This window comes from Mesorhizobium sp. B2-8-9, assembly GCF_006439475.1.
Lineage (GTDB): Bacteria > Pseudomonadota > Alphaproteobacteria > Rhizobiales > Rhizobiaceae > Mesorhizobium.
This window is the reverse complement of sequence record NZ_VFTQ01000028.1, coordinates 1-19,934: the sequence shown is the minus strand read 5'-3', so window position 1 is coordinate 19,934 and position 19,934 is coordinate 1. Positions and strand designations below refer to the sequence as shown.

Annotated in this window: 19 protein-coding genes; 11 read left to right on the top strand and 8 right to left on the bottom strand. The window is 63.4% G+C overall.

What is annotated here, in order from left to right; all coding sequences use genetic code 11:
* The first annotated feature begins 94 nt into the window (after positions 1-94).
* From rpmB to FJ423_RS26145, 5 genes are all read left to right on the top strand, one after another.
* Entirely contained in the window at positions 95-391 is a 297-nt protein-coding gene (gene rpmB, locus FJ423_RS26165) for a 50S ribosomal protein L28 (RefSeq protein ID WP_095767449.1), read from the top strand.
* A 113-nt stretch (positions 392-504) separates the two neighbouring features.
* Positions 505-1,191, top strand: a complete 687-nt coding sequence (locus FJ423_RS26160; RefSeq protein WP_140845868.1) for a queuosine precursor transporter — start codon at positions 505-507, stop codon at positions 1,189-1,191.
* A 22-nt stretch (positions 1,192-1,213) separates the two neighbouring features.
* Complete coding sequence (locus FJ423_RS26155) at positions 1,214-1,888, top strand: hypothetical protein (protein ID WP_140845867.1); 675 nt, start codon at positions 1,214-1,216, stop codon at positions 1,886-1,888.
* 189 nt (positions 1,889-2,077) lie between these two features.
* Positions 2,078-3,853, top strand: coding sequence for a GtrA family protein (locus tag FJ423_RS26150; protein ID WP_140845866.1), 1,776 nt, complete (start codon positions 2,078-2,080; stop codon positions 3,851-3,853).
* A gap of 221 nt (positions 3,854-4,074) precedes the next feature.
* The gene (locus FJ423_RS26145; RefSeq protein ID WP_140845865.1) at positions 4,075-4,884 is read left to right on the top strand and encodes a hypothetical protein; all 810 of its coding nucleotides are present in this window, start codon (positions 4,075-4,077) and stop codon (positions 4,882-4,884) included.
* A gap of 51 nt (positions 4,885-4,935) precedes the next feature.
* Here the strand turns inward: FJ423_RS26145 and FJ423_RS26140 are convergent, their stop codons facing one another.
* The 4 genes from FJ423_RS26140 to FJ423_RS26125 form a co-directional block, all read right to left on the bottom strand.
* The gene (locus FJ423_RS26140; RefSeq protein WP_140845864.1) at positions 4,936-5,952 is read right to left on the bottom strand and encodes an esterase-like activity of phytase family protein; all 1,017 of its coding nucleotides are present in this window, start codon (positions 5,950-5,952) and stop codon (positions 4,936-4,938) included.
* Entirely contained in the window at positions 5,949-7,847 is a 1,899-nt protein-coding gene (gene cobT, locus FJ423_RS26135) for a cobaltochelatase subunit CobT (protein WP_095767560.1), read from the bottom strand. The genes FJ423_RS26140 and cobT overlap by 4 nt, the downstream gene beginning before the upstream one ends.
* Positions 7,848-7,902: 55 nt before the next feature.
* Positions 7,903-8,889 carry a cobaltochelatase subunit CobS gene (gene cobS / locus FJ423_RS26130; RefSeq protein WP_095767438.1) on the bottom strand — a complete coding sequence of 329 codons (987 nt, stop codon included), beginning with the start codon at positions 8,887-8,889 and terminating at the stop codon, positions 7,903-7,905.
* Between the two features lie 125 nt (positions 8,890-9,014).
* A complete protein-coding gene (locus tag FJ423_RS26125; RefSeq protein ID WP_095767437.1) occupies positions 9,015-9,638 on the bottom strand; it encodes a J domain-containing protein in 624 nt (207 codons plus the stop codon).
* Positions 9,639-9,773: 135 nt separating this feature from the next.
* Here FJ423_RS26125 and FJ423_RS26120 point away from each other — a divergent pair, with 135 nt between their 5' ends.
* Positions 9,774-10,076: a BolA family protein gene (locus FJ423_RS26120; protein ID WP_140845863.1), complete on the top strand. Its 303-nt coding sequence runs from the start codon at positions 9,774-9,776 to the stop codon at positions 10,074-10,076.
* A 4-nt stretch (positions 10,077-10,080) separates the two neighbouring features.
* Here FJ423_RS26120 and FJ423_RS26115 read toward each other — a convergent pair whose 3' ends face one another.
* Positions 10,081-10,887: an alpha/beta hydrolase gene (locus tag FJ423_RS26115; RefSeq protein ID WP_140845862.1), complete on the bottom strand. Its 807-nt coding sequence runs from the start codon at positions 10,885-10,887 to the stop codon at positions 10,081-10,083.
* 276 nt (positions 10,888-11,163) lie between these two features.
* Between FJ423_RS26115 and FJ423_RS26110 the strand changes: the two genes are divergently transcribed.
* The 3 genes from FJ423_RS26110 to FJ423_RS26100 are packed head-to-tail and all read left to right on the top strand — an operon-like array spanning position 11,164 to position 16,019.
* Entirely contained in the window at positions 11,164-13,113 is a 1,950-nt protein-coding gene (locus tag FJ423_RS26110; protein ID WP_140845861.1) for a PrkA family serine protein kinase, read from the top strand.
* Positions 13,114-13,132: 19 nt separating this feature from the next.
* Entirely contained in the window at positions 13,133-14,443 is a 1,311-nt protein-coding gene (locus tag FJ423_RS26105) for a YeaH/YhbH family protein (protein ID WP_095767434.1), read from the top strand.
* Between the two features lie 28 nt (positions 14,444-14,471).
* On the top strand, positions 14,472-16,019 hold the full coding sequence (locus FJ423_RS26100) for a SpoVR family protein (protein WP_140845860.1): 1,548 nt from the start codon (positions 14,472-14,474) through the stop codon (positions 16,017-16,019).
* A 26-nt stretch (positions 16,020-16,045) separates the two neighbouring features.
* Here the strand turns inward: FJ423_RS26100 and FJ423_RS26095 are convergent, their stop codons facing one another.
* Genes FJ423_RS26095 through FJ423_RS26085 form a run of 3 tightly spaced genes read right to left on the bottom strand, consistent with a single transcriptional unit; the run spans position 16,046 to position 18,707 of the window.
* Positions 16,046-16,939, bottom strand: a complete 894-nt coding sequence (locus FJ423_RS26095) for a transporter associated domain-containing protein (RefSeq protein WP_140845859.1) — start codon at positions 16,937-16,939, stop codon at positions 16,046-16,048.
* Complete coding sequence (gene aroB, locus FJ423_RS26090) at positions 16,936-18,081, bottom strand: 3-dehydroquinate synthase (RefSeq protein WP_140845858.1); 1,146 nt, start codon at positions 18,079-18,081, stop codon at positions 16,936-16,938. The genes FJ423_RS26095 and aroB overlap by 4 nt, the downstream gene beginning before the upstream one ends.
* Positions 18,078-18,707, bottom strand: coding sequence for a shikimate kinase (locus FJ423_RS26085; RefSeq protein ID WP_140845857.1), 630 nt, complete (start codon positions 18,705-18,707; stop codon positions 18,078-18,080). Before FJ423_RS26085 ends, aroB begins: the two co-directional genes overlap by 4 nt.
* Before the next feature lie 190 nt (positions 18,708-18,897).
* Between FJ423_RS26085 and FJ423_RS26080 the strand changes: the two genes are divergently transcribed.
* Together FJ423_RS26080 and FJ423_RS26075 are read left to right on the top strand one after the other, a co-directional pair.
* Positions 18,898-19,050 carry a hypothetical protein gene (locus FJ423_RS26080; RefSeq protein ID WP_042643428.1) on the top strand — a complete coding sequence of 51 codons (153 nt, stop codon included), beginning with the start codon at positions 18,898-18,900 and terminating at the stop codon, positions 19,048-19,050.
* A gap of 35 nt (positions 19,051-19,085) precedes the next feature.
* Positions 19,086-19,934 (top strand): site-specific tyrosine recombinase XerD (locus FJ423_RS26075; protein ID WP_140845856.1); only part of this gene is annotated, 849 nt, incomplete at its 3' end.

The following is a 19,934-nucleotide window of genomic DNA, read 5'->3' as shown; positions in this document are numbered from 1 at the left end:
AACGCCAACTTTTCCAAAGGCCGCCTGACCGAGACCGCGCGCCGCCCGGCGCGGGCAGAATGGTTTGGCAGGCTTAGAACTGAGGTTAGACAAGATGTCCCGCACCTGCGAACTCACTGCCAAGGCAGTTCAGACCGGCAACAATGTGAGCCACGCCAACAACAAGACCAAGCGTCGCTTCCTGCCGAACCTGGTAAATGTGACGCTGATTTCTGAAGCGCTGAACCAGAATGTTCGCCTGCGCATTTCGGCCAACGCGCTGCGTTCGGTCGAGCACCGCGGCGGTCTCGACGCTTTCCTGGCCAAGGCCGACGTCAAGGAATTGTCGCAGCGCGCCCGTCTGCTCAAGAAGCAGATCGCCAAGAAGCTGGCCGAGCAGTCGGCCGCTTAAACCAGCAGCTTTCAGGCGGGGGACGACCGCCCCGAGCCCGGCCAAACCGGTGCTCGAAACAGGAGCGAGCGTCGGCATGACGCTCGGCTGGTTCCATTACCCAGGATAAAAAAATGTATTTCCTGACGCGATATTTGCCCTTCGTGGCCGCCATGGCGTTTGTCGTCGTGGCGTCGAACATCCTCGTGCAGTTCCCGATGCAGGGCCAAGTCGGCGGCCTGTCGCTGGCGGACCTGCTGACTTGGGGCGCCTTCACCTATCCTTTCTCCTTCCTGGTCACCGACCTCGCCAACCGCCGCTATGGCCCGGCCGTGGCGCGCAAGGTGGTGTTCGTCGGCTTCATGACCGCGGTGACCTGTTCGATCCTGATTCCGCCCTTCCTGTTCCGTCATGGGCTGATCGAGTTCGAGACCGCCGCCGACCGGCTGGTGCGCATCGCCGGCGCTTCCGGCGCTGCCTTCCTCGCCGCGCAATTGCTGGACGTTACCGTCTTCAACCGGCTGCGCCGGCAGAGCTGGTGGCGCGCGCCGATCGTCGGCACGCTGGTCGGCTCCATCTTCGACACCGTCGTCTTCTTCGGCGTCGCCTTCTCCGCCGCCTTCGCTTTTGCCGGCCCCAACGACGGCTTCGCGCTGGAGACCGCGCCGCTGATGGGCGTGCTGCCGGTCGAGACGATGCGCTGGGTCTCCTGGGCGCTTGGCGACCTTTCGGTCAAGCTGATCATCGCCGTGGTGGCGCTGATCCCCTACCGGCTGCTCGCCGCGCGCTGGAGCCAGCCGGCGGTCGCGGTCGGAGCATGATCCCAGCAAGTGGAATCGGGCCGTGATCCCCTGGGTTCAGCTTGACTCCGCCCGCACGCCCGATGGCGGCCAGGAGCTGCGCCTGAAGCGGCGCGGCGCTGAATTCTCGATCATGCTCGGCACCAACGAGCTGATGAACAGCCGCCTCAGCGGTTCCGAGGAAGCGCTGGCCAGGCTTTCCTGTCAGCGTATCGCCGGACGCGAGCGGCCAAGCATCCTTATCGGCGGGCTCGGCATGGGCTTCACCTTGCGCGCCGCCCTCGCCGCGCTCAATGGCGATGCTGCCGTCACCGTTGCCGAGCTCGTCCCCGCGGTCGTCGCCTGGGCGCGCGGCCCCATGGCGGAAATCTTCGGTGGCTGCTTCGATGATCCCCGCGTCACCATTCGCGAGGCCGATGTCGGCCAGGTGATAGGGGCGGAGAATGCCGCTTGGGACGCGATCCTGCTCGATGTCGACAATGGTCCCGAAGGCATCGTCCACAAGGGCAATGACACGCTCTATGGCGCCGCCGGCCTTGCGGCCGCCCGCGCCGCGTTGAGGCCCGGCGGCGTGCTTGCAGTCTGGTCGCAGGGGCCGGACAGCGGCTTCACCCGACGGCTGAAACATGCCGGCTTCGCGGTCGAGGAGATCAGCACGCGGGCCAACGGCAAGCGCGGCGCCCGCCACGTCATCTGGATCGCAACCAACCAGGGCTGACGCTTTCAGCCACAGCCGCGGCGGCTTTACGCTTTGTTACGCCCGATCGTGCAGGATCGCGAAAATTCTCCAGAGTGGTCCGCCGTTCACGGAAACGGCGGACCACTCTATCTCTTTGTTTTGACGCAATTCCTGACGGAAAACCGTGGCACACTTTTCCTGGAATTGCTCTAGGGCATTGCGATCAGCATGACCGTGCAAGGCACCGGTTGGAAAAACGACCTTCTGCTTGCGCTGTGCGCCATGCTGGTGGTGCTGACGATCAACGCCGTTTCCGGTTTTCCGACCCTTGGCGACTATGGCGCCGACAATGACAGCATGCTGCGGCTGGTCGAGGTTCGCGACCTGCTCGGCGGCCAAAGCTGGTTCGATCTCCACCAATACAGGATGGGCACCTCGGGCGGCTTCGTCATGCATTGGTCGCGCTTGGTGGACGCGCCGCTCGCGCTGATCATTATGGCCTTCGATGCGCTGGGCGCCAGCACGGCCACCGCCGAGCGCGCCGCGCAGATCATCTGGCCGACCCTCCTCTACGGGCTGACCATATTCGTGCTCATGCGCGCCTCGCAGCGCTTCGCCGCTGCGAATGTCGCGATGCCGGCAGTCATTCTGTCGACGGCGGCGCTTTTCTACCTGGTGATCTACAGCCCGGGCGTGATCGATCACCACAATGTCCAGCTGCTGCTGACGGCGGCCGGCCTCTGGCTTCTGATGGAAGCGCCCTTCTGGCGGCCCGCTGCCCTTCTGTCGGGCATTTGCGCCGGCCTGACGCTCGCGGTCGGCATGGAGACGGCTCCCTATGTGGCGGTGCTCGGCATCTGCGCCGCTGTCCTGTTCATCCTCGACGACAAGGAGCGCGGCACGGCACGAGGCTTTGGCATCGGATTTGCCGGCATAGCCTCCCTGGTCTTCGTGGCGACCATCCGGCCCGCCGACTGGGGCGTGGCCCAATGCGACGCCTTCTCCTCTTTCCAGTTCGCCGTTGCCGCATTGTCCGGCTTCGGCCTCGTGATCGCCAGTACCTTTGCCGCATCCAGCCGCCGGGCGCGGCTGGTTTCGATGCTGGCGCTGATGGCGGCGGTCGCGGTGGTTGTGGTCGTGTTCTTCCCGCAATGCCTGGCATCGCCCTATGCGGGCATGGACGAACGTATCCGCACCTATTGGCTGGCCGACGTCGTCGAAGCGCAGCCGTTCTGGAGCGTCGCCATTCACCAGCCGAAGCTGATGGCGGCGCGCTATGTGACGCCCTTCATCGCGATCCTGCTGGTCGGCTTTCAGCTCCGAACCCGTCGCCTGCGCCGCGCCGAGATGCTCGCCGCCATCCTGCTCGTCGTCGCCTTCGGCGTCAGCCTATGGCAGGTGCGCGGCTCGACCTTCTCCGTCGCCATCGCCGTGCTGCCGCTTTCGGCCTGGATCGCGAGAATCCGCCTGCGGGCGGACGCCGCGCCCTCGTGGCGCCTTTCCACCGGCATCGTCATGGCGTGGCTGGTCTCGCTCAACGCGACCTGGGCTGGGGTCGCGGTGGCGGCGCAGTCCGTGGTTCGGCAGGCGCCACAGCGGGTTAATTCCGACCCCGACCATGCCGTGACCTGCGGCAAGCCGGGCGACTTCCACGATCTTGCCGCGATGCCCGCGACGACGGTGCTTGCCTCGTCCAATCTCGGCTCGGGAATATTGGCGTTCACCGGCCATCGGGCGCTGGCCGGCCCTTACCACCGCAATGTCGGCGGCAATCTCGCCATGCTCGACGCTTTCATGGGGACGCCGGACGCCGCCCGCGCCGTCATCGAACGCGAGCATGTCGGGCTGGTCGCGATCTGCCGCGGCAACACGGAAGAGATATCGCTGGCTCTGGACGCGCCGAAGGGCCTTGTCGCGGCGTTGCTGCGGGGCGACCTGCCTGAGTGGCTCGAACTGGACCAGTCTACCGCGGGAAAGCCGATCGAGATCTACAAGGTTCGTTGAATATCGGCCCGCGGCCATATCAGCATCGTCGACAGCGCCCTTCGCAATACGCCTGCTCTGCGCTGATGCAATTTCACTGCGTGATTTAGAAAGCCGCTATCGAAATCAGTCCCGTGGATCGTTGCAATCCAGCCTGTGCTTTGGTTAGCATCTCGTTTAGGCGGCGATATATGTATTCAAGAAATTTGGATTCGGGGTTTTAGCTTGGGGAGAAGACATCCATGTCGGCCATAGAGGGCGCGGCGGCGCCAGCATCAGCCACACAAACGCTGCAGCATGTTGTCTCCCACATGGTGGACGCCGTGAACCGTGCCGCCTTTGTGGAAAAGCCTTTCTGGCATCTGGAAATGACCGATGTTTTCCCGGCGGACCTTTATCAGCGCATGCGCGCCGCCATGCCGGAGGCGCGCGAATATCGTGCGCTCAAGGGACGCAACAATGTGAACATCAAGGCCGACGGCACCGCAACGCGGATCAAGATCGACCTCTACCCCGAATACATCCGCCATCTGCCGGAAGAGAAACGGGCGGTCTGGTCCCTGGTTGGCAAGGCATTGCACGCGCCGCAGCTTAAGGACGCATTCATGCGCCGCCTTGCCCCGGGCTTGGAGCGCCGGTTCGGCTCGGACTTCATGAAGGTCGGCATGTATCCGGTGCCGATGCTGACGCGCGACGTGGCGGGCTACAAGATCGGCTTCCATACCGACACGAAATGGAAGGGCATCACGGTCCAGTTCTACCTGCCGGAGGACGACTCGATCAACCATATCGGCACCCGCTTCGCCGAGCGCATGCCGGACGGGCATTTCGAGAATTCGCACCGGATGTCGTTTTCGCCGAACACCGGCTACGCCTTTGCGGTCGGCACCGACACCTGGCACGCGGTCGACACCGTCGGACCGGAAGTCCGTACCCGCGACAGCATCCTTCATACCTATTTCGTGGACAACACCGCGACGCTCAAGATCCGCAACCGGAGCAAGCGCGCGGCCAATTTCGTGATGAACGAAGTCCGCCACGTCGGCCGGTAATCTCTCGGCGTCCACCGTCGGCACGGCTGAATCCATGCCAACCAGCCGTCGTCAATCCTGGTGCAGGATGAATTCCAGGTAGAGGTTGCGCTGCAGGATCGAATGGTTGTCGTCGGATATCAGCGACACCATCAGCGCGCCGTCGTCGCGGGTCCAGACGTCCAGCCCTTCCATATTGTCGATCTGGTAGCCCACATCGGCTTCCATCAGCACCGGCCCGTCGGCGACCGCGCCCTTCTCGACGCTTTCGCCATAGATGCGCCGCAGCCGCATTTTCACCCCGCGCGCGATCGAAAAACTGCGCTCCAGCAGCAACAGGTCGCCAACCGGCAGGAAGGCGCCGTCGGTTATATCGAAATCGCCGTCGCGCCTGACGGTGAAGATGCCCTTATGCGGTCCCTCGATGATGGCGGCATAGACGTTGCCGGCTTCATCGAGGCTCCTCTCCGAGACCACAACCAGGCCGCCCGCGTGCTGCCCATAAGGATTGGCATGGGTGACGGTCTCGAAGCCGCGGTTCTGGCGCAGCTCCTCGGCGGGGACCTGATAGTCGAGCTGCCTGACCGGGGCTTTCATATTGTCGGGATCGATCCTGAACTGGGCGACGCGCTGGTCGCGCTCAAAGCCGACGGTGGCGATACCGTCCCTGACCGCGAGCCCCTCGGCGTCGGCCTTCCATTTCCGGTCGATCGGCCGGCCCGAAGCGTCGACCATCTGCTGCATGCGGAAGTTCGAAACGCCCGACGGACGTCGGTCGGCGTCATGCGTGATCGTGCCGAAGAACCAGAAGCCGGTGTCGGCGACGCCGATGAAGTCGCTGCCCGGCTTCAGAAAGCGAAAGGCCGACAGCGCGCCAAAATCGCGCGCCTGCGAAGTCATCTCCAGCCCGCCGACGAATTCAAGCGGCCCGAACCGCGTCTCGTCGCGGCCGATATGGAACTGGCTGATCGGCCGCGCCGAAATCCCGACTGTTGCGACGGGAGTTCCTGGAGCGGCAATTGCCGGCGATGCGCAGGCCAGCACGCAGGCGAAAAGCGTCCGCCGCGCACACCGCCCCGAAAGGATCATCCGGCGCGTCGCAATCCGCCGCGCCGCGTGTCGCGTGCGCTCTCCTCGCCGAACAGCGAGGCGAGCTGCTCGGTCATGGCGCCGGCGAGTTCCTCGGCATCGACGATGGTGACGGCGCGGCGATAATAGCGCGTGACGTCATGGCCGATGCCGATCGCCAGAAGCTCGACCGGCGAGCGCGTTTCGATCAGCTCGATGACCGCCCGCAGATGGCGTTCCAGGTAATTGCCCGGATTGACCGACAGCGTGGAATCGTCGACCGGCGCGCCGTCGGAGATCATCATCAGGATCTTGCGCTGCTCCGGCCGGCCGATCAGCCGGTTATGCGCCCACAGCAGCGCCTCGCCGTCGATGTTTTCCTTGAGCAGGCCCTCGCGCATCATCAGCCCGAGATTGCGCCGCGCGCGCCGCCACGGGTGATCGGCGGATTTATAGATGATGTGGCGCAGGTCGTTGAGCCGGCCGGGATTAGGCGGCTTGCCATCCTTCAGCCATTTCTCGCGCGCCTGCCCGCCTTTCCACGCCCGCGTGGTGAAGCCGAGGATTTCGACCGAAACGCCGCAGCGCTCCAGCGTGCGCGCCAGGATGTCGGCGCAGGTCGCGGCGACGGTGATCGGCCGGCCGCGCATGGAGCCCGAATTGTCGAGCACCAGCGACACCACCGTGTCGCGGAACTTTGTGTCGCGCTCCTGCTTGAAGGACAGCGGCTGCATCGGGTCGATGACGACGCGCACCAGGCGAGCCGGATCGAGATAGCCTTCCTCCAGGTCGAAATCCCAGGAGCGGTTCTGCTGCGCCATCAGCCGGCGCTGCAGCCGGTTGGCGAGCCGCCCGACGACGCCGGAAAGGTTGGCGAGCTGCTTGTCGAGGAAGGCGCGCAGCCGGTCGAGTTCCTCTTCCTCGCACAGTTCCTCGGCGCCCACCGTCTCGTCGAAGGCGGTGGTGAACACCTTGTAATCGATCTCTTTCGGCAGGTTCAGGAACGGATTGTCGTTGCGCTTGGCCTCGCCCGGCGTCTCGGCGTCGGCGTCGTCCTCATCGGACAGGTCGTCGGAGGTGGCGTCGGTCGCTTCGGTCTCGGCCGACTCTTCGTCGTCGGCGGAGGCTTCGGCATCTTCCGACTGCGACTGCTCGGAGCCTGAATCCTCCTCGCCGCCTTCCTCGCTCTGTTCCTCGCCCTGCTGCTCGTTCTCTTCGTTTTCCTCCGAGTCGTCGGTTTCCTGGTCTTCGCCGAGTTGCTCGGCCATTTCCATGGAAACCAGCATGTCGCGCACGACACGGGCAAAGGCCTGCTGATCCTCGAGCTTGGCCGACAGGCCGTCCAGCTCGCCGCTCGCCTTTTCCTCGATCCAGGGACGCCAGAGATCGACCAGCCGCTCGCCGCTCTTCGGCACGGAACGTCCGGTGAGCTTCTCGCGCACCATCAGCGCAATCGCTTCCTCGAGCGGCGCGTCCGCCTTGTCCCTGACGTCGACGAGGTTCGCTTTGGCGTATTTGTCCTCGAGCATCGAACCGATATTGTCGGCCACGCCCTGCATGGCGCGGCTGCCGATCGCCTCGACGCGCGCCTGCTCGACGGCGTCGAAGATGGAACGCGCCAGCTTGCCTTCCGGCGCCAGCCTGTTGTGGATGCGTTGATCGTGACAGGCGCGCTTTAGCGCCATGGAATCGCCCAGGCCGCGCGTGATCGCAATGTCGTTGCGGGACGCTTTCTTCGGCAGTTCGGGCAGGCGCGCGCGGTTGCCGGCCAAAGCTGGCCGGTCCTTGGCAAAACCGACCTCGAGGTCCTTGTCGCCGGCGACGGCGCGCATGCACACGGTCACCGCGCGCTTGAAGCTGTCGGCTTCAGACCCGTTCTTCGGCTTGTTGCGCGTGTTGTCGCCTGGACCCGCCATGATCATTCCCTGCGCGATTCATGCTGAAAGGCTGGAGGCCTCTTCAGCCGCGCGCCTACCCCAGCACCACGTTGGCGGCGCTCTCCGGCAGATCCTCACCGAAGGCGCGCTGGTAGAACTCGGCCACCACCGAACGCTCCAGCTCGTCGCACTTGTTGAGGAAGGTCAGCCGGAACGCCATGCCGATATCGCCGAAAATCTCGGCGTTCTCGGCCCAGGTGATGACGGTGCGCGGGCTCATCACGGTCGACAGGTCGCCGTTGATGAAGGCCGAACGCGTCATGTCGGCGACGCGCACCATCTTGTTGACGATGTCCTTGCCCTTGCTGTCGCGATAGTGCTTGGCCTTGGCCAGCACGATATTCACTTCATTGTCGTGCGGCAGGTAATTGAGCGTGGTGACGATCGACCAGCGGTCCATCTGCGCCTGGTTGATCTGCTGCGTGCCGTGATAGAGCCCCGTGGTGTCGCCGAGGCCGACCGTGTTGGCGGTGGCGAACAGCCGGAATGCAGGGTGCGGGCGGATGACCCGGCTCTGGTCGAGCAGGGTCAGGCGGCCCGACGATTCCAGCACGCGCTGGATGACGAACATCACGTCCGGACGGCCGGCATCATATTCGTCGAAGCAGAGCGCCACATTGTGCTGATAGGCCCAGGGCAGGATGCCGTCACGGAATTCGGTGACCTGCAGCCCTTCCTTGACGACGATGGCGTCCTTGCCGACGAGGTCGATGCGGCTGACATGGCTGTCGAGGTTGACGCGCACGCAGGGCCAGTTGAGCCGCGCTGCGACCTGCTCGATATGCGTCGACTTGCCGGTGCCGTGATAGCCCGACACCATGACGCGGCGGTTGTAGGCAAAGCCGGCGAGGATCGCCAGTGTCGTCGCCTTGTCGAACAGATAGTCCGGGTCGATGTCCGGCACATGCTCCGTCGCCGCCGAATATGCGGGAACGATCATCTTGGAATCGAAGCCGAATTTCTCCTTCACCGGCACGGTCGTGTCGGGCAGGTTGGCGATGTCGCGATCGACCTTGTTCATCACTATCAACGTCTCCACGGGCGAAACGCCGCGTTTCGCCGGCAATCGATTTTGTCCGGGGGCGGTCTTAGAGCCTTTTCCAACCATATGAAAGTTGGAAAAACGACTTGGTACCGTGGGGCCGCTCAGCACAATCCTGCTTGCTTGAGCACGCGATAGGCCTGCAGCACATCGCGGAACCGGTCTTCCGAACCTCTGTCGCCGCCATTCGCATCCGGATGGTGGCGCTTAACGAGTTCCTTATAGCGCGCCTTGATGTCCTGACCAGTCGCCTTTGTGTCAAGGCCAAGCGTTTCCAGCGCCTTGGCCTCAAGTGGCTTTGCCTTGCGCTCGCGCGGCTCGCGTGCTCCGCCGCTGAACAGGTTGAAGGGATCGCGCATGCGGTTGTAGTAGCCGGCCCGTCCCGAACGCTGCTGCGCGAAATCCGGCGCCGAGCGCGTCCCGCCGCCATTGGCGCCCATGCGCCATGTCGGCCTGTGGCCGGTCAGCGCCTCCTTCTGGAAGCGGGCGATCTCAGTGTCCGACACGCCGGAGAAGTAATTGAAGCCCTTGTTGTATTCGCGCACATGGTCGAAGCAGAAGCGAAAATACTCGCCCTCCTTGAGGCGCCCGACCGGCGCGCGATGCGTGCCGGCTTCGTTGCAGCCGTCCCACTGGCAGATCGGGGCGCGCGACTTCAGCTCCGCGTCCTTCTCCGGCCGAATTCGAATTTTCTCGAAATATTTGGGGTACGCTTTCATCTCACCCATTTATGGGCTGTTCGCATGTGCGAAACAAGAATTGACATTTCGCCGATGATCGCCCTAACCGCTGAATCGCGGCTTAAAAGCGGTCGAATTCAAGATTTTGCGGCTATGCCGCAGATGTGGGGAAGGGAAACCCGGATGTCCATACAGTCGACAATCGAAAACAAGCTGAAAGCGGCATTTTCGCCCGAACGGCTAGCGGTCATCAATGAGAGCCACCTTCACGCCGGGCATCATCACGTCGAGTCCGGCCACCACGCGACGTTCGACGGCGGCGGCGAGACGCATTTTCGCGTTCGCATCGTTTCGCCGAGCTTTGCCGGCATGGCTCGCATCGAGCGCCACCGTGCCGTCAACGAATTGCTCGCGGACGAATTGAAAGCCGGCGTGCATGCGCTGGCGATCGAGCCGGCGGCACCCGGCGAGAAGACGCGCTGGTAAGCTCTCAGCCGACGCTCGCCTTGAGGAAGGCCAATACAGCCGCGGTCAAGGCGTCGCCGTCCTGGCCGAAATCGCGATTGATCGACATATGCGTATAGGCGCTGCCGTCGAACAGCGTGACCTTGGCGCCGGTGGCGCGCAGGCGTTCCGCGAAAGCCTTCGACGCTTCGCCCCGCCCGGGCGCGCGCGAATAGGCGATGAAGGTCGGCGGATGTTTCCTGCCTTCGACATAGGTCGACGGCGATAGCGCCGCCCATTGTGTCGGGTCGGGAAAGGCACGCGCATAGGCGCCCATCATGCCGCCATTCCTGGAAAGCGCCGCAAGATCATAGGCCCTGGTATCGTCCAGGATCAGCGCGGCGACACCGGGCAAACCGCCGCGCATGCCGGTCAGCGCGATCAGATGGCACCCGGCCGAATGGCCCATGCCGACGATGCGACTGGGATCGCCGCCGTATCGGGCGATGTTGGCGCGCACATAGGCGTAGGCTTTTTCGACGTCGCCGGCCTGGGTGGCGACATCGGCTCCCGGCAGCATGCGGTAATCGATCGAGACGAACACGAAGCCATTGGCGAGCAGGAAGTCCGGCTTTGAGCCGATCTGGCCGCGTTTGCCGAACCGCCAGGCGCCGCCATGGACAAAGAAAACCACCGGCAGGTTGTTTGCGCCGTCCGGCGCGTAGACATCGAGCCTGGCCGGACCGTAATCGAGGGTTTGCGATGCCTGCCGGCCCGGACGCCTGGCGGCTGACGCACCTGCCGGCAGCAGCGCCCCCAGGCATGCCGCGATAAAGCCGCGTCGATCGATCATCGTCATCTCCGGCCAGGTTGCGGCGCAAGCGCGCCGCGCACCTCGATTGGATCAATAATGACAACTTGTGGGCAGCAAACCAAATCAGGACCTTGAAGCTCCGCCGGCAATCACCACGTATTTCTCGGGCGAGCATTTTCGGCCGCGTCGGGTATCCCCCGGGTCAATGCCAGATTGCATGCGCTATCCTTCATGTGAAGGGAACAAAGAGTGCTTTCCGGCAGTTGATGCAGCGATGAGCCGATTGGCAGCCCACCGGCTCCGAGGCAAAGCACCATGCGCGAGAACCAATCAGACGTCTTCGATCTGTTTTCGGAGATTTATTCCAACGCGGCTCAGGAAGAGATCAGCCTGCAGCAATATCTCCTGGCCTGCCGCGAAGACAAATCCATGTATGCGTCGGCGCCCGAACGCATGGTCGAGGCGATCGGTGAGCCGAACCTGGTCGACACCAGCAAGGACGAGCGGCTCGGCCGCATTTTCTCCAACCGCACCATCAAGATCTATCCCTCCTTCTCCGATTTCTACGGAATGGAGGATACGATCGAGCGCATCGCCGGATATTTCCGCTATGCCTCGCAGGGCCTCGAGGAGCGCAAGCAGATCCTCTATCTCCTCGGCCCGGTCGGCGGCGGCAAATCCTCACTGGCCGAACGGCTGAAGAAGCTGATGGAGGAGCGCCCGATCTACACGCTCAAGGTCGGCAATAAGATCAGCCCGGTCTTCGAATCGCCGCTCGGCCTTTTCCATCCCGATCGCATGGGCGATCTGCTGGAGGATAAATACGGTATCGCCCGCCGCCGCCTGAACGGACTGATTTCGCCCTGGGCGGCCAAGCGCCTCGACGAACTGTCGGGCGACATCTCCAAATTCAGCGTGGTCAAGCTGATGCCGTCGCGGCTGCGCCAGATCGCCATCGCCAAGACCGAGCCCGGCGACGAGAACAATCAGGATGTCTCGGCCCTGGTCGGCAAGGTCGACATCAGGCAGTTGGAGCACTTCAGCCAGTCCGACCCGGACGCCTACTCCTACAGCGGCGGCCTCAACCGGACCACGCAAGGGCTGCTCGAATTCGTCGAGATGTTCAAGGCGCCCATCAAGGTCCTGCACCCATTGCTGACGGCAACCCAGGAAGGCAGCTACAACGGCACCGAGAATTTCGGTGCCTTCCCCTATCAGGGCATCGTCGTGGCCCATTCCAACGAATCGGAATGGCAGCAGTTCAAGAACAACAAGAACAACGAAGCCTTCCTCGACCGCATCCTCGTGGTCAAGGTTCCCTATTGCCTTCGTGTTACCGAGGAGAGGCACATTTACGAGAAGCTGCTGCGCGAGAGCGAGCTGGCAAACAGCCCCTGCGCGCCCGAAGTGCTGGACATTCTCAGCCGCTTCACCGTCTCGACCCGCCTTGCCGAGCACGAGAACTCGCCGCTCTACACCAAGATGCGCGCCTATGACGGCGAGAACCTCAAGGAGATCGACCCCAAGGCCAAGTCGGTCCAGGAGTATCGCGACGCTGCTGGCGTCGACGAGGGCATGACCGGGGTCAGCACGCGCTTTGCCTTCAAGATCCTGTCGCAGACGTTCAACTACGACACCAAGGAGGTGGCGGCCGATCCCGTGCACCTGATGTACATCCTCGAGGAGGCCATCAAGCGCGAGCAATTCCCGAAGGAAACGGAGGCCGCCTTCCTCGAATTCATCAAGTCGGAACTCGCGACGCGCTATGCCGAGTTCATCGGCCATGAGATCCAGAAGGCCTATCTGGAGTCCTACAGCGAGTACGGTCAGAACCTCTTCGACCGCTACATCGCCTATGCCGACGCCTGGATCGAGGATCAGGACTACAAGGACCCCGACACTGGCCAGATCCTCAACCGCGAGGTGCTCGATAAGGAATTGTCGCAGGTCGAAAAACCGGCCGGCATCGCCAACCCCAAGGACTTCCGCAACGAAGTGGTCAAATTCACCTTGCGTGCCCGGGCGCGCAACCACGGCCGCAATCCCTCCTGGACGAGCTATGAAAAGCTTCGCGAGGTCATCGAGAAGCGCATGTTCGGCCAGGTCGAGGACCTGCTGCCGGTGATCAGCTTCGGCTCCAAGCAGGACAGTGTCACGGAGAAGCGGCACAACGAATTCGTGCAGCGTATGGTGGAACGCGGCTACACCCAGCGGCAGGTTCGCCGGCTGGTCGACTGGTATATGCGCGTGAACAAGGCGGGTTGAGCAAAGCCGGGACGGTTCCATGCCGATCTTCATCGACCGCCGCCTGAACCCTAAGGACAAGAGCCTGGGCAATCGCCAGCGCTTCCTCCGGCGCGCCCGTGATGAGCTCAAGCGCAGCATCCGCGACCACGTCCGGACAGGTCGTATCGCCGACATTGACCGCGAGCATGCCGTGCCGATGCCTCGCAAGGGCACCAGCGAACCGACCTTCGGCGACGACAAGGAAAGCGGCAGGCGCCAGCACATCCTGCCCGGCAACAGGACATTCAGCCCTGGCGATCTCATCTCCAAACCGGGCGGCGGAGGAGGCTACGGATCGGCTCCAGGGACCACGGAATCCGAAGACGACTTCCGCTTTGTGCTGTCACGCGAGGAAGTGCTCGACCTTTTCTTCGAGGACCTCGAACTGCCGGATCTGGTCAAGCTCAATCTCAAGCAGATACTGAGCTTCAAGCCGAGACGGGCAGGCTTCACGGCAAGCGGAGCGCCGACCAACATCAATGTCGGGCGCACGATGCGCAACAGCCATGGGCGCCGCATCGCGCTCAGACGCCCCAAGCAGGCGGAGTTGGACGCAATCGCCCTGCAGATTGCCGAGCTTGAAGCGAAGCCGGCAAGCACGGCCATGAGCGAACGCATCGCTGCCCTGCGCGAGGAGTTCGACCGGATCGAGCGCAGGCGCAGGCGAATTGCCTATGTCGATCCGGTCGATATCCGATTCAATCGCTTCGATCCCCAGCCGGTGCCGAACGCCAGCGCGGTGATGTTCTGTTTGATGGACGTCTCCGGCTCGATGGGAGAGCGCGAGAAGGATCTGGCCAAACGCTTCTTCGTGCTGCTGCATCTGTTTCTGACACGGCGCTACGAACGCACCGAGGTCGTCTTCATCCGCCACACTCACGAAGCCAAGGAGGTGGACGAGCATACGTTCTTCTACCACACCGAAAGCGGCGGCACGGTCGTCTCCACCGCGCTCGAGGAAATGCACCGCATCATCGAGGAACGCTACCCGGTCGCAGAATGGAACATCTACGCCGCACAGGCCTCCGACGGCGACAATTTCGCCACCGATTCCGAGCGCTGCATAGAACTGCTCGACCGCAAGCTGATGCGGCTTTGCCAGTATTTCGCCTATGTGGAGATCATCGACGAGCGGGAAAGCCACATTTTCGGCTCGACCGAGAACGGCACATCGCTCTGGCGCGCCTACAACGCCGTCGACGGAAAATGGCCGAATTTCCAGATGAGGCGCATCGCCGCGCCGGCCGACATATACCCGGTCTTCCGCGAGCTCTTCGCCAGGCAACCTGATCTGCGCAAGAGCGCTTGAGGACTGAGGCTCGAAGGAACATAGGCCGATGGTCAGTCAGGCGCGCAAATCCGAATTGCTGTTTTCCGGGTCGGACTGGGATTTCAACAAGCTGTCCCGGGTCTATGACGAGATCGAAGCGATCGGCCTCGAAGAGCTTCATCTCGATATCTACCCGGTGCAGATGGAGATCATCTCTTCCGAGCAGATGCTCGACGCCTATTCGTCGGTGGGCATGCCGCTGATGTACCGGCATTGGTCATTCGGCAAGCACTTCCTCTACAACGAACTGCTGTACCGCAAGGGCGCACGCGGTCTGGCCTATGAACTGGTCATCAACTCCAATCCCTGCATCGTCTACCTCATGGAAGAAAACACCATGGCCCTGCAGGCTTTGGTGACGGCGCATGCCGCGCTGGGACACAATCATTTCTTCAAGAACAATCACCTTTTCCGGCAATGGACGGACGCCGGCGGCATCCTGAGCTATCTGGATTTTGCCAAGAGCTACATAGCCCGATGCGAGGAGCGGCATGGCATGGCGGCCGTGGAGGCGATCCTGGATTCGGCCCACGCGCTGATGGAGCAGGGGGTGTTTCGCTATCATCGGCCGCCGAGACTGTCGTCCGAGCAGCAGCGCGAAGGGCTGCGCGAGCGCCTGGAATACGAGGAGCGTTCGTTCAACGATCTCTGGCGGACACTGCCGCCTTCGCAAGAGAGTGGCGATACCAAAACAGCCGGTGACGACGACGCGGCCGAGCGGAAGAAATCGCTCAATCTACCGGAAGAGAACCTGCTCTATTTCCTCGAGAAGAACAGTCTCGTCCTCGAGCCTTGGCAGCGCGAGATCGTCAGGATCGTGCGCGTCATCGCGCAATATTTTTATCCGCAGCGGCAGACCCAGGTGATGAACGAAGGTTGCGCGACCTTCGTGCATTACACGCTCATGAACATGCTGTTCGACCGTGGCCGCATCAGCGAAGGCGCCATGCTCGAAATCCTGCGCAACCACTCGAACGTGGTCTTCCAGCCGGCCTATGACGACCCCCGCTTTTCCGGCATCAATCCTTATGCGCTGGGTCTCGACATGATGCAGGACATCCAGCGCATCTCGACCGCGCCGACCGCCGAGGACCGCGACTGGTTTCCCGACATCGCCGGCCGCGGCGACTGGCGCGACACCTTGCTCGACGCCTGGGCCAACCATCGCGACGAATCCTTCATCCGGCAGTATCTGAGCCCAAGGCTGATCCGCAAATGGCGGCTCTTCGTGCTGGCCGACGGTGCCGACGAGCCGCACTATGAGGTAGCCTCGATTCACAATGAGCGCGGCTATGGCAAGATAAGGTCGGCGTTGGCGCAAAGCTACGATATCGGCGCCAACCGTCCCGACATCCAGGTGGTTGACGTCGACCTGCTCGGCGACCGGCATCTGCGGCTCCAGCACACGGTCAAGGACGGCGTCATGCTCGAGGGCCAGAGCCGCGACGCGACGCTGCGCCATATCCGCAACCTCTGGGGCTATGATGTCAGCCTGGCGGCAATCGATGCCGGTACCGGCGCGATACTCAGCGAGCGTTGGACCAAGGAACTCTGAGCGGCATCGCCGGACATCGGCACGCCTTAGCCCTCGCTGGCGGGACGTATCCTCAATCTGGCGATGCGGTTCTTCTCGCGCTTCATCACCACGAAACGCTTGCCGTGGAAGGTGAAGGCCTGCTTTTCCTCCGGGATCGACTGCGTCTCATGAATGACGAGGCCGGCGATCGTCGTGGCTTCCTCGTCGGGCAGGTCCCAGTCGAGCGCGCGGTTCAAATCGCGGATTGGCACCGTGCCGTCGACGACGACCGAGCCGTCCGCTTCTTTCTTCACACCCTGCATGTCGATGTCGTGCTCGTCGGCGATCTCGCCGACGATCTCCTCGATGATGTCTTCCAGCGTCACCAGCCCTTCGACCTCGCCATACTCGTCGACGACGATGGCGAAATGCGCCTTGCGCCTCAGGAAGGCGTTGAGCTGCTCCTGCAAGGTGGTGGTGTCCGGCACGAACCACGGCTTGGCCGCGATCTTCATGACGTCGATCCGCGAAAAATCGTTGCCGACCTCGTTGAGGGCCCTCAGCAGATCCTTCGCATGCAACACGCCGACGATGTTGTCGAGCGAGCCCTTCCACAGCGGCATGCGGGTGTGCGGGCTCTGCAGGATCTCGCGCACCACCGCTTCCGGCGCATTGTCGGCATTGACCGAGCGCATATTGGTGCGGTGGACCATGACATCCGACACTTCGAGCTCGTCGAGATCGAACAGGCCCTCAAGCCGATTGCGCTCCTCGGCAGCCGTGTCATCGCGCCGGGGTTCGTCGCCGTCTTCATCCTTGCCATTGCGCTCGGACCGCTGCGGCGGCTCGATCGGCCGCAGCGCATAGCCGCAAGCGGCAAGCAATCGGGCGCGGAAGAAAAGCGCCAAAAGCACGATGGCGGCAAGGACGGCGGCGACGATCCAGCCGGCGCCGTTCATCTGGGATGGCTCATCTCGAGCCATCCGGGATGGCTCGATTTGAGGAAGGAGAGCACTTCCGACGACGGCACGTCCTTGGCGATGAAAGCCTGGCCGATGCCGCGCGTCAGGATGAAGGTCAGCGCGCCGCGCGAGACCTTCTTGTCCTGGGTGATGAAGCCGAGCAGCGCCTCGGCGTCCGGCAGCTCGCCCGGAATGTCGGCCATCCGCCAAGGCAGGCCGACGGCGCGCAGATGCGCTTCGACGCGCTCCGCGTCGTCCGGACTCGCCAGGTTGAGACGCGCCGAGAAGCGGTGCGCCAGCGCCATGCCGATGGCGACGCCCTCGCCATGGACGAGCCGGCTCCCGTCATACTGCGTGGCAGCTTCGAGCGCATGACCGAAAGTGTGGCCGAGATTGAGCAAGGCGCGGTCGCCGGTCTCGAACTCGTCGCGGGCAACGACGTCGGCCTTGGCGCGGCAGGCCTCGGCGATCGCCTCGACCCGCGCCGGACCGCCGGCGAGGACTTGCCCCCAGTTCTGTTCGAGCCAGGCGAAGAAGGCCGGGCGGTCGATCAGCCCGTATTTGGCAAGCTCGGCATAGCCGGCGCGGAACTCGCGGATCGGCAGCGTGTCGAGCACCTGGGTGTCGGCAAGCACCAGCCTGGGCTGGTGGAAGACGCCGACGAGGTTCTTGCCGCGCGCGCTGTTGATGCCGGTCTTGCCGCCGACGGAAGAATCGACCTGCGCCAGCAGCGAGGTCGGTATCTGCACGAAATTCATACCGCGGCGCACAATGCCGGAAGCAAAGCCGGCAAGGTCGCCGATGACGCCGCCGCCGAGCGCGATCACCACGTCGCGGCGTTCGAGCCTTGCCGCGAGCACGCCGTCGACCACTTCCTCCAGATGGACGAAGCTCTTGGTCTTCTCGCCCACAGGCAGCGTGATGACGGCGGACTGGATGCCGCCTTTGTCCAACCCAGCCTTCAGCGTGTCGAGATGTGCGGCGGCGACATTTTCGTCGGTGACGATGGCCGCGCGGGTACCGGGAAGCCGGCGCGCGATCTCCTCGCCGGAGCGCGCCAGCAATCCTGAACCGATCAATATGTCATAGGCGCGGTCGCCGAGTCCGACCTCGACCTTCACCGGTTCGGCATTGCTCACGACTGATTCTCGCCAGTTGTGGCGCTCGCAGCGCCCGTTGCGATCGCGTCGAGGCCGAGATGGGCGCAAAGCGCCGCGACGACTTCGCCGGCGATGATCTCCTTGCGATCGTCGCGCGTCGGCACCGTCAGGTCGGCGATGGCGTAGACCGGATAGCGCTCGCCCATCAGCTTCTCCAGCACGCCACGCGGATCCGGATTCTTCAATAATGGCCGGTTCTGCTTCTTCGAAACGCGCTCCATCAACAGATCCAGATCGGCCTTCAGCCAGACCGATATGCCATGCGCGGAAATCGCCTCGCGCGTCTGCGCATTCATAAAGGCGCCGCCGCCGGTCGACAGCACTTGCGGTCCGTTCTCCAGCAGGCGCAGGATCACCCGCTGCTCCAGCGCGCGGAATTCCGGCTCGCCATAGCGCTCGAACAACTCCGGCACCGTCATGCGCGAGACGCTTTCGATCTCCTGGTCGCTGTCCATGAAGGGCAGCGACAGCATCGCCGCCACCTTGCGGCCGATCGCGGTCTTGCCGGCGCCCATCAGTCCGACGAAGACGATCGACCGGCTTCCGAGCCGTTCGATCAGCGCGGCGCGGCCTTCGTCCGTCGGATTTGGTGGCAGAGCGTTCATCGGGGCCTCTTTGCGCCGTATCGACATCAAAAGCCTGTTTGCGTCAAGCACGGCCGGACAAACGGCCGCGAAGCTTCCCCGGCAAAACCTCCTGTTCACCGGAATGCTTCGTGCTTGAATTGACCGGATCGGCGTCCCATAAGGGCACAGGGCTTTGGAAAAGCAGAACAACAAGACGGGCGAAAATTGAATGCCGACTTTGTTTCGCTTCGTCGTGACGCTGGCGGTTCTTGCAGGCATTGCCTATGGCGCGATGTTCGCGCTGGCGATGTTCGTGGAGCCGAAAAAAGCAGAAATGAGCATCCGCATTCCGGCTGAAAAGCTCAACCCGAAGAAAAACTGACCCACGAACACCGACAAAGAGCTGATCCCGGCCCGATGAACAGCGCCGCCCGCATCGAAGCCTTCCTCGAGATGATGAGCGCCGAGCGAGGCGCGGCCGAGAACACGCTTTCGTCCTATCGTCGCGACCTGGAGGATGCTTCCGAGGCGATCAAGGGCGGACTGGCGGGCGCGGGATCGGCCGACATCCGCGCCTATCTCGACGACATCGCCGCGCGCGGCTTCGCGCCGACCTCGCAGGCGCGCAAATTGTCAGCGATCCGCCAGTTCTTCAAATTCCTCTATGCCGAAGGGCTGCGCGGCGACGACCCGACCGGCACGCTGGACAGCCCGCGCAAGGGCCGGCCGCTGCCGAAGACGATGAGCGAAGCCGAGACCGGGCGCCTGCTCGACCGGGCAGCGCAGGAAGCCGGAGAATCCGGGCCAGACGGCGACAGGCTGGCCGCGTTGCGCCTGCACGCGCTGGTCGAAGTGCTCTACGCAACGGGCTTGCGCGTGTCGGAACTGGTCGGCCTGCCGGTCACGGTGGCGTTGCGCGACGATCGCTTCTTCATGGTGCGAGGCAAGGGCGACAAGGAACGCATGGTGCCGCTCTCGACCAAGGCGCGCGCCGCCATGCGTGCCTGGCTCGCCGTAAGGGCCGAGCGGCCGGCTTTTGCCGAGAGCCCGTTCCTGTTTCCGGCCTCTTCCGACAGCGGCCATGTCTCCCGGCAGGTTTTCGCCCGCGATCTCAAGGGGTTGGCCGCTCGGTCCGGCATAGCGTCGACGAAGATCTCGCCGCATGTGCTTCGCCATGCTTTTGCCAGCCATCTCCTGCAGAACGGCGCCGATCTCAGAGCCGTTCAGCAACTTCTTGGCCATGCCGACATCTCGACCACGCAGATC

Coding starts and splice junctions, on each gene's coding strand:
- rpmB (WP_095767449.1), top strand. CDS start 95: ATGTCCCGCACCTGCGAACTCACTGCCAAGGCAGTTCAGACCGGCAAC.
- FJ423_RS26160 (WP_140845868.1), top strand. CDS start 505: ATGTATTTCCTGACGCGATATTTGCCCTTCGTGGCCGCCATGGCGTTT.
- FJ423_RS26150 (WP_140845866.1), top strand. CDS start 2,078: ATGACCGTGCAAGGCACCGGTTGGAAAAACGACCTTCTGCTTGCGCTG.
- FJ423_RS26145 (WP_140845865.1), top strand. CDS start 4,075: ATGTCGGCCATAGAGGGCGCGGCGGCGCCAGCATCAGCCACACAAACG.
- FJ423_RS26140 (WP_140845864.1), bottom strand. CDS start 5,952: ATGATCCTTTCGGGGCGGTGTGCGCGGCGGACGCTTTTCGCCTGCGTG.
- cobT (WP_095767560.1), bottom strand. CDS start 7,847: ATGGCGGGTCCAGGCGACAACACGCGCAACAAGCCGAAGAACGGGTCT.
- cobS (WP_095767438.1), bottom strand. CDS start 8,889: ATGAACAAGGTCGATCGCGACATCGCCAACCTGCCCGACACGACCGTG.
- FJ423_RS26125 (WP_095767437.1), bottom strand. CDS start 9,638: ATGGGTGAGATGAAAGCGTACCCCAAATATTTCGAGAAAATTCGAATT.
- FJ423_RS26120 (WP_140845863.1), top strand. CDS start 9,774: ATGTCCATACAGTCGACAATCGAAAACAAGCTGAAAGCGGCATTTTCG.
- FJ423_RS26115 (WP_140845862.1), bottom strand. CDS start 10,887: ATGATCGATCGACGCGGCTTTATCGCGGCATGCCTGGGGGCGCTGCTG.
- FJ423_RS26110 (WP_140845861.1), top strand. CDS start 11,164: ATGCGCGAGAACCAATCAGACGTCTTCGATCTGTTTTCGGAGATTTAT.
- FJ423_RS26105 (WP_095767434.1), top strand. CDS start 13,133: ATGCCGATCTTCATCGACCGCCGCCTGAACCCTAAGGACAAGAGCCTG.
- FJ423_RS26100 (WP_140845860.1), top strand. CDS start 14,472: ATGGTCAGTCAGGCGCGCAAATCCGAATTGCTGTTTTCCGGGTCGGAC.
- FJ423_RS26095 (WP_140845859.1), bottom strand. CDS start 16,939: ATGAACGGCGCCGGCTGGATCGTCGCCGCCGTCCTTGCCGCCATCGTG.
- FJ423_RS26085 (WP_140845857.1), bottom strand. CDS start 18,707: ATGAACGCTCTGCCACCAAATCCGACGGACGAAGGCCGCGCCGCGCTG.
- FJ423_RS26080 (WP_042643428.1), top strand. CDS start 18,898: ATGCCGACTTTGTTTCGCTTCGTCGTGACGCTGGCGGTTCTTGCAGGC.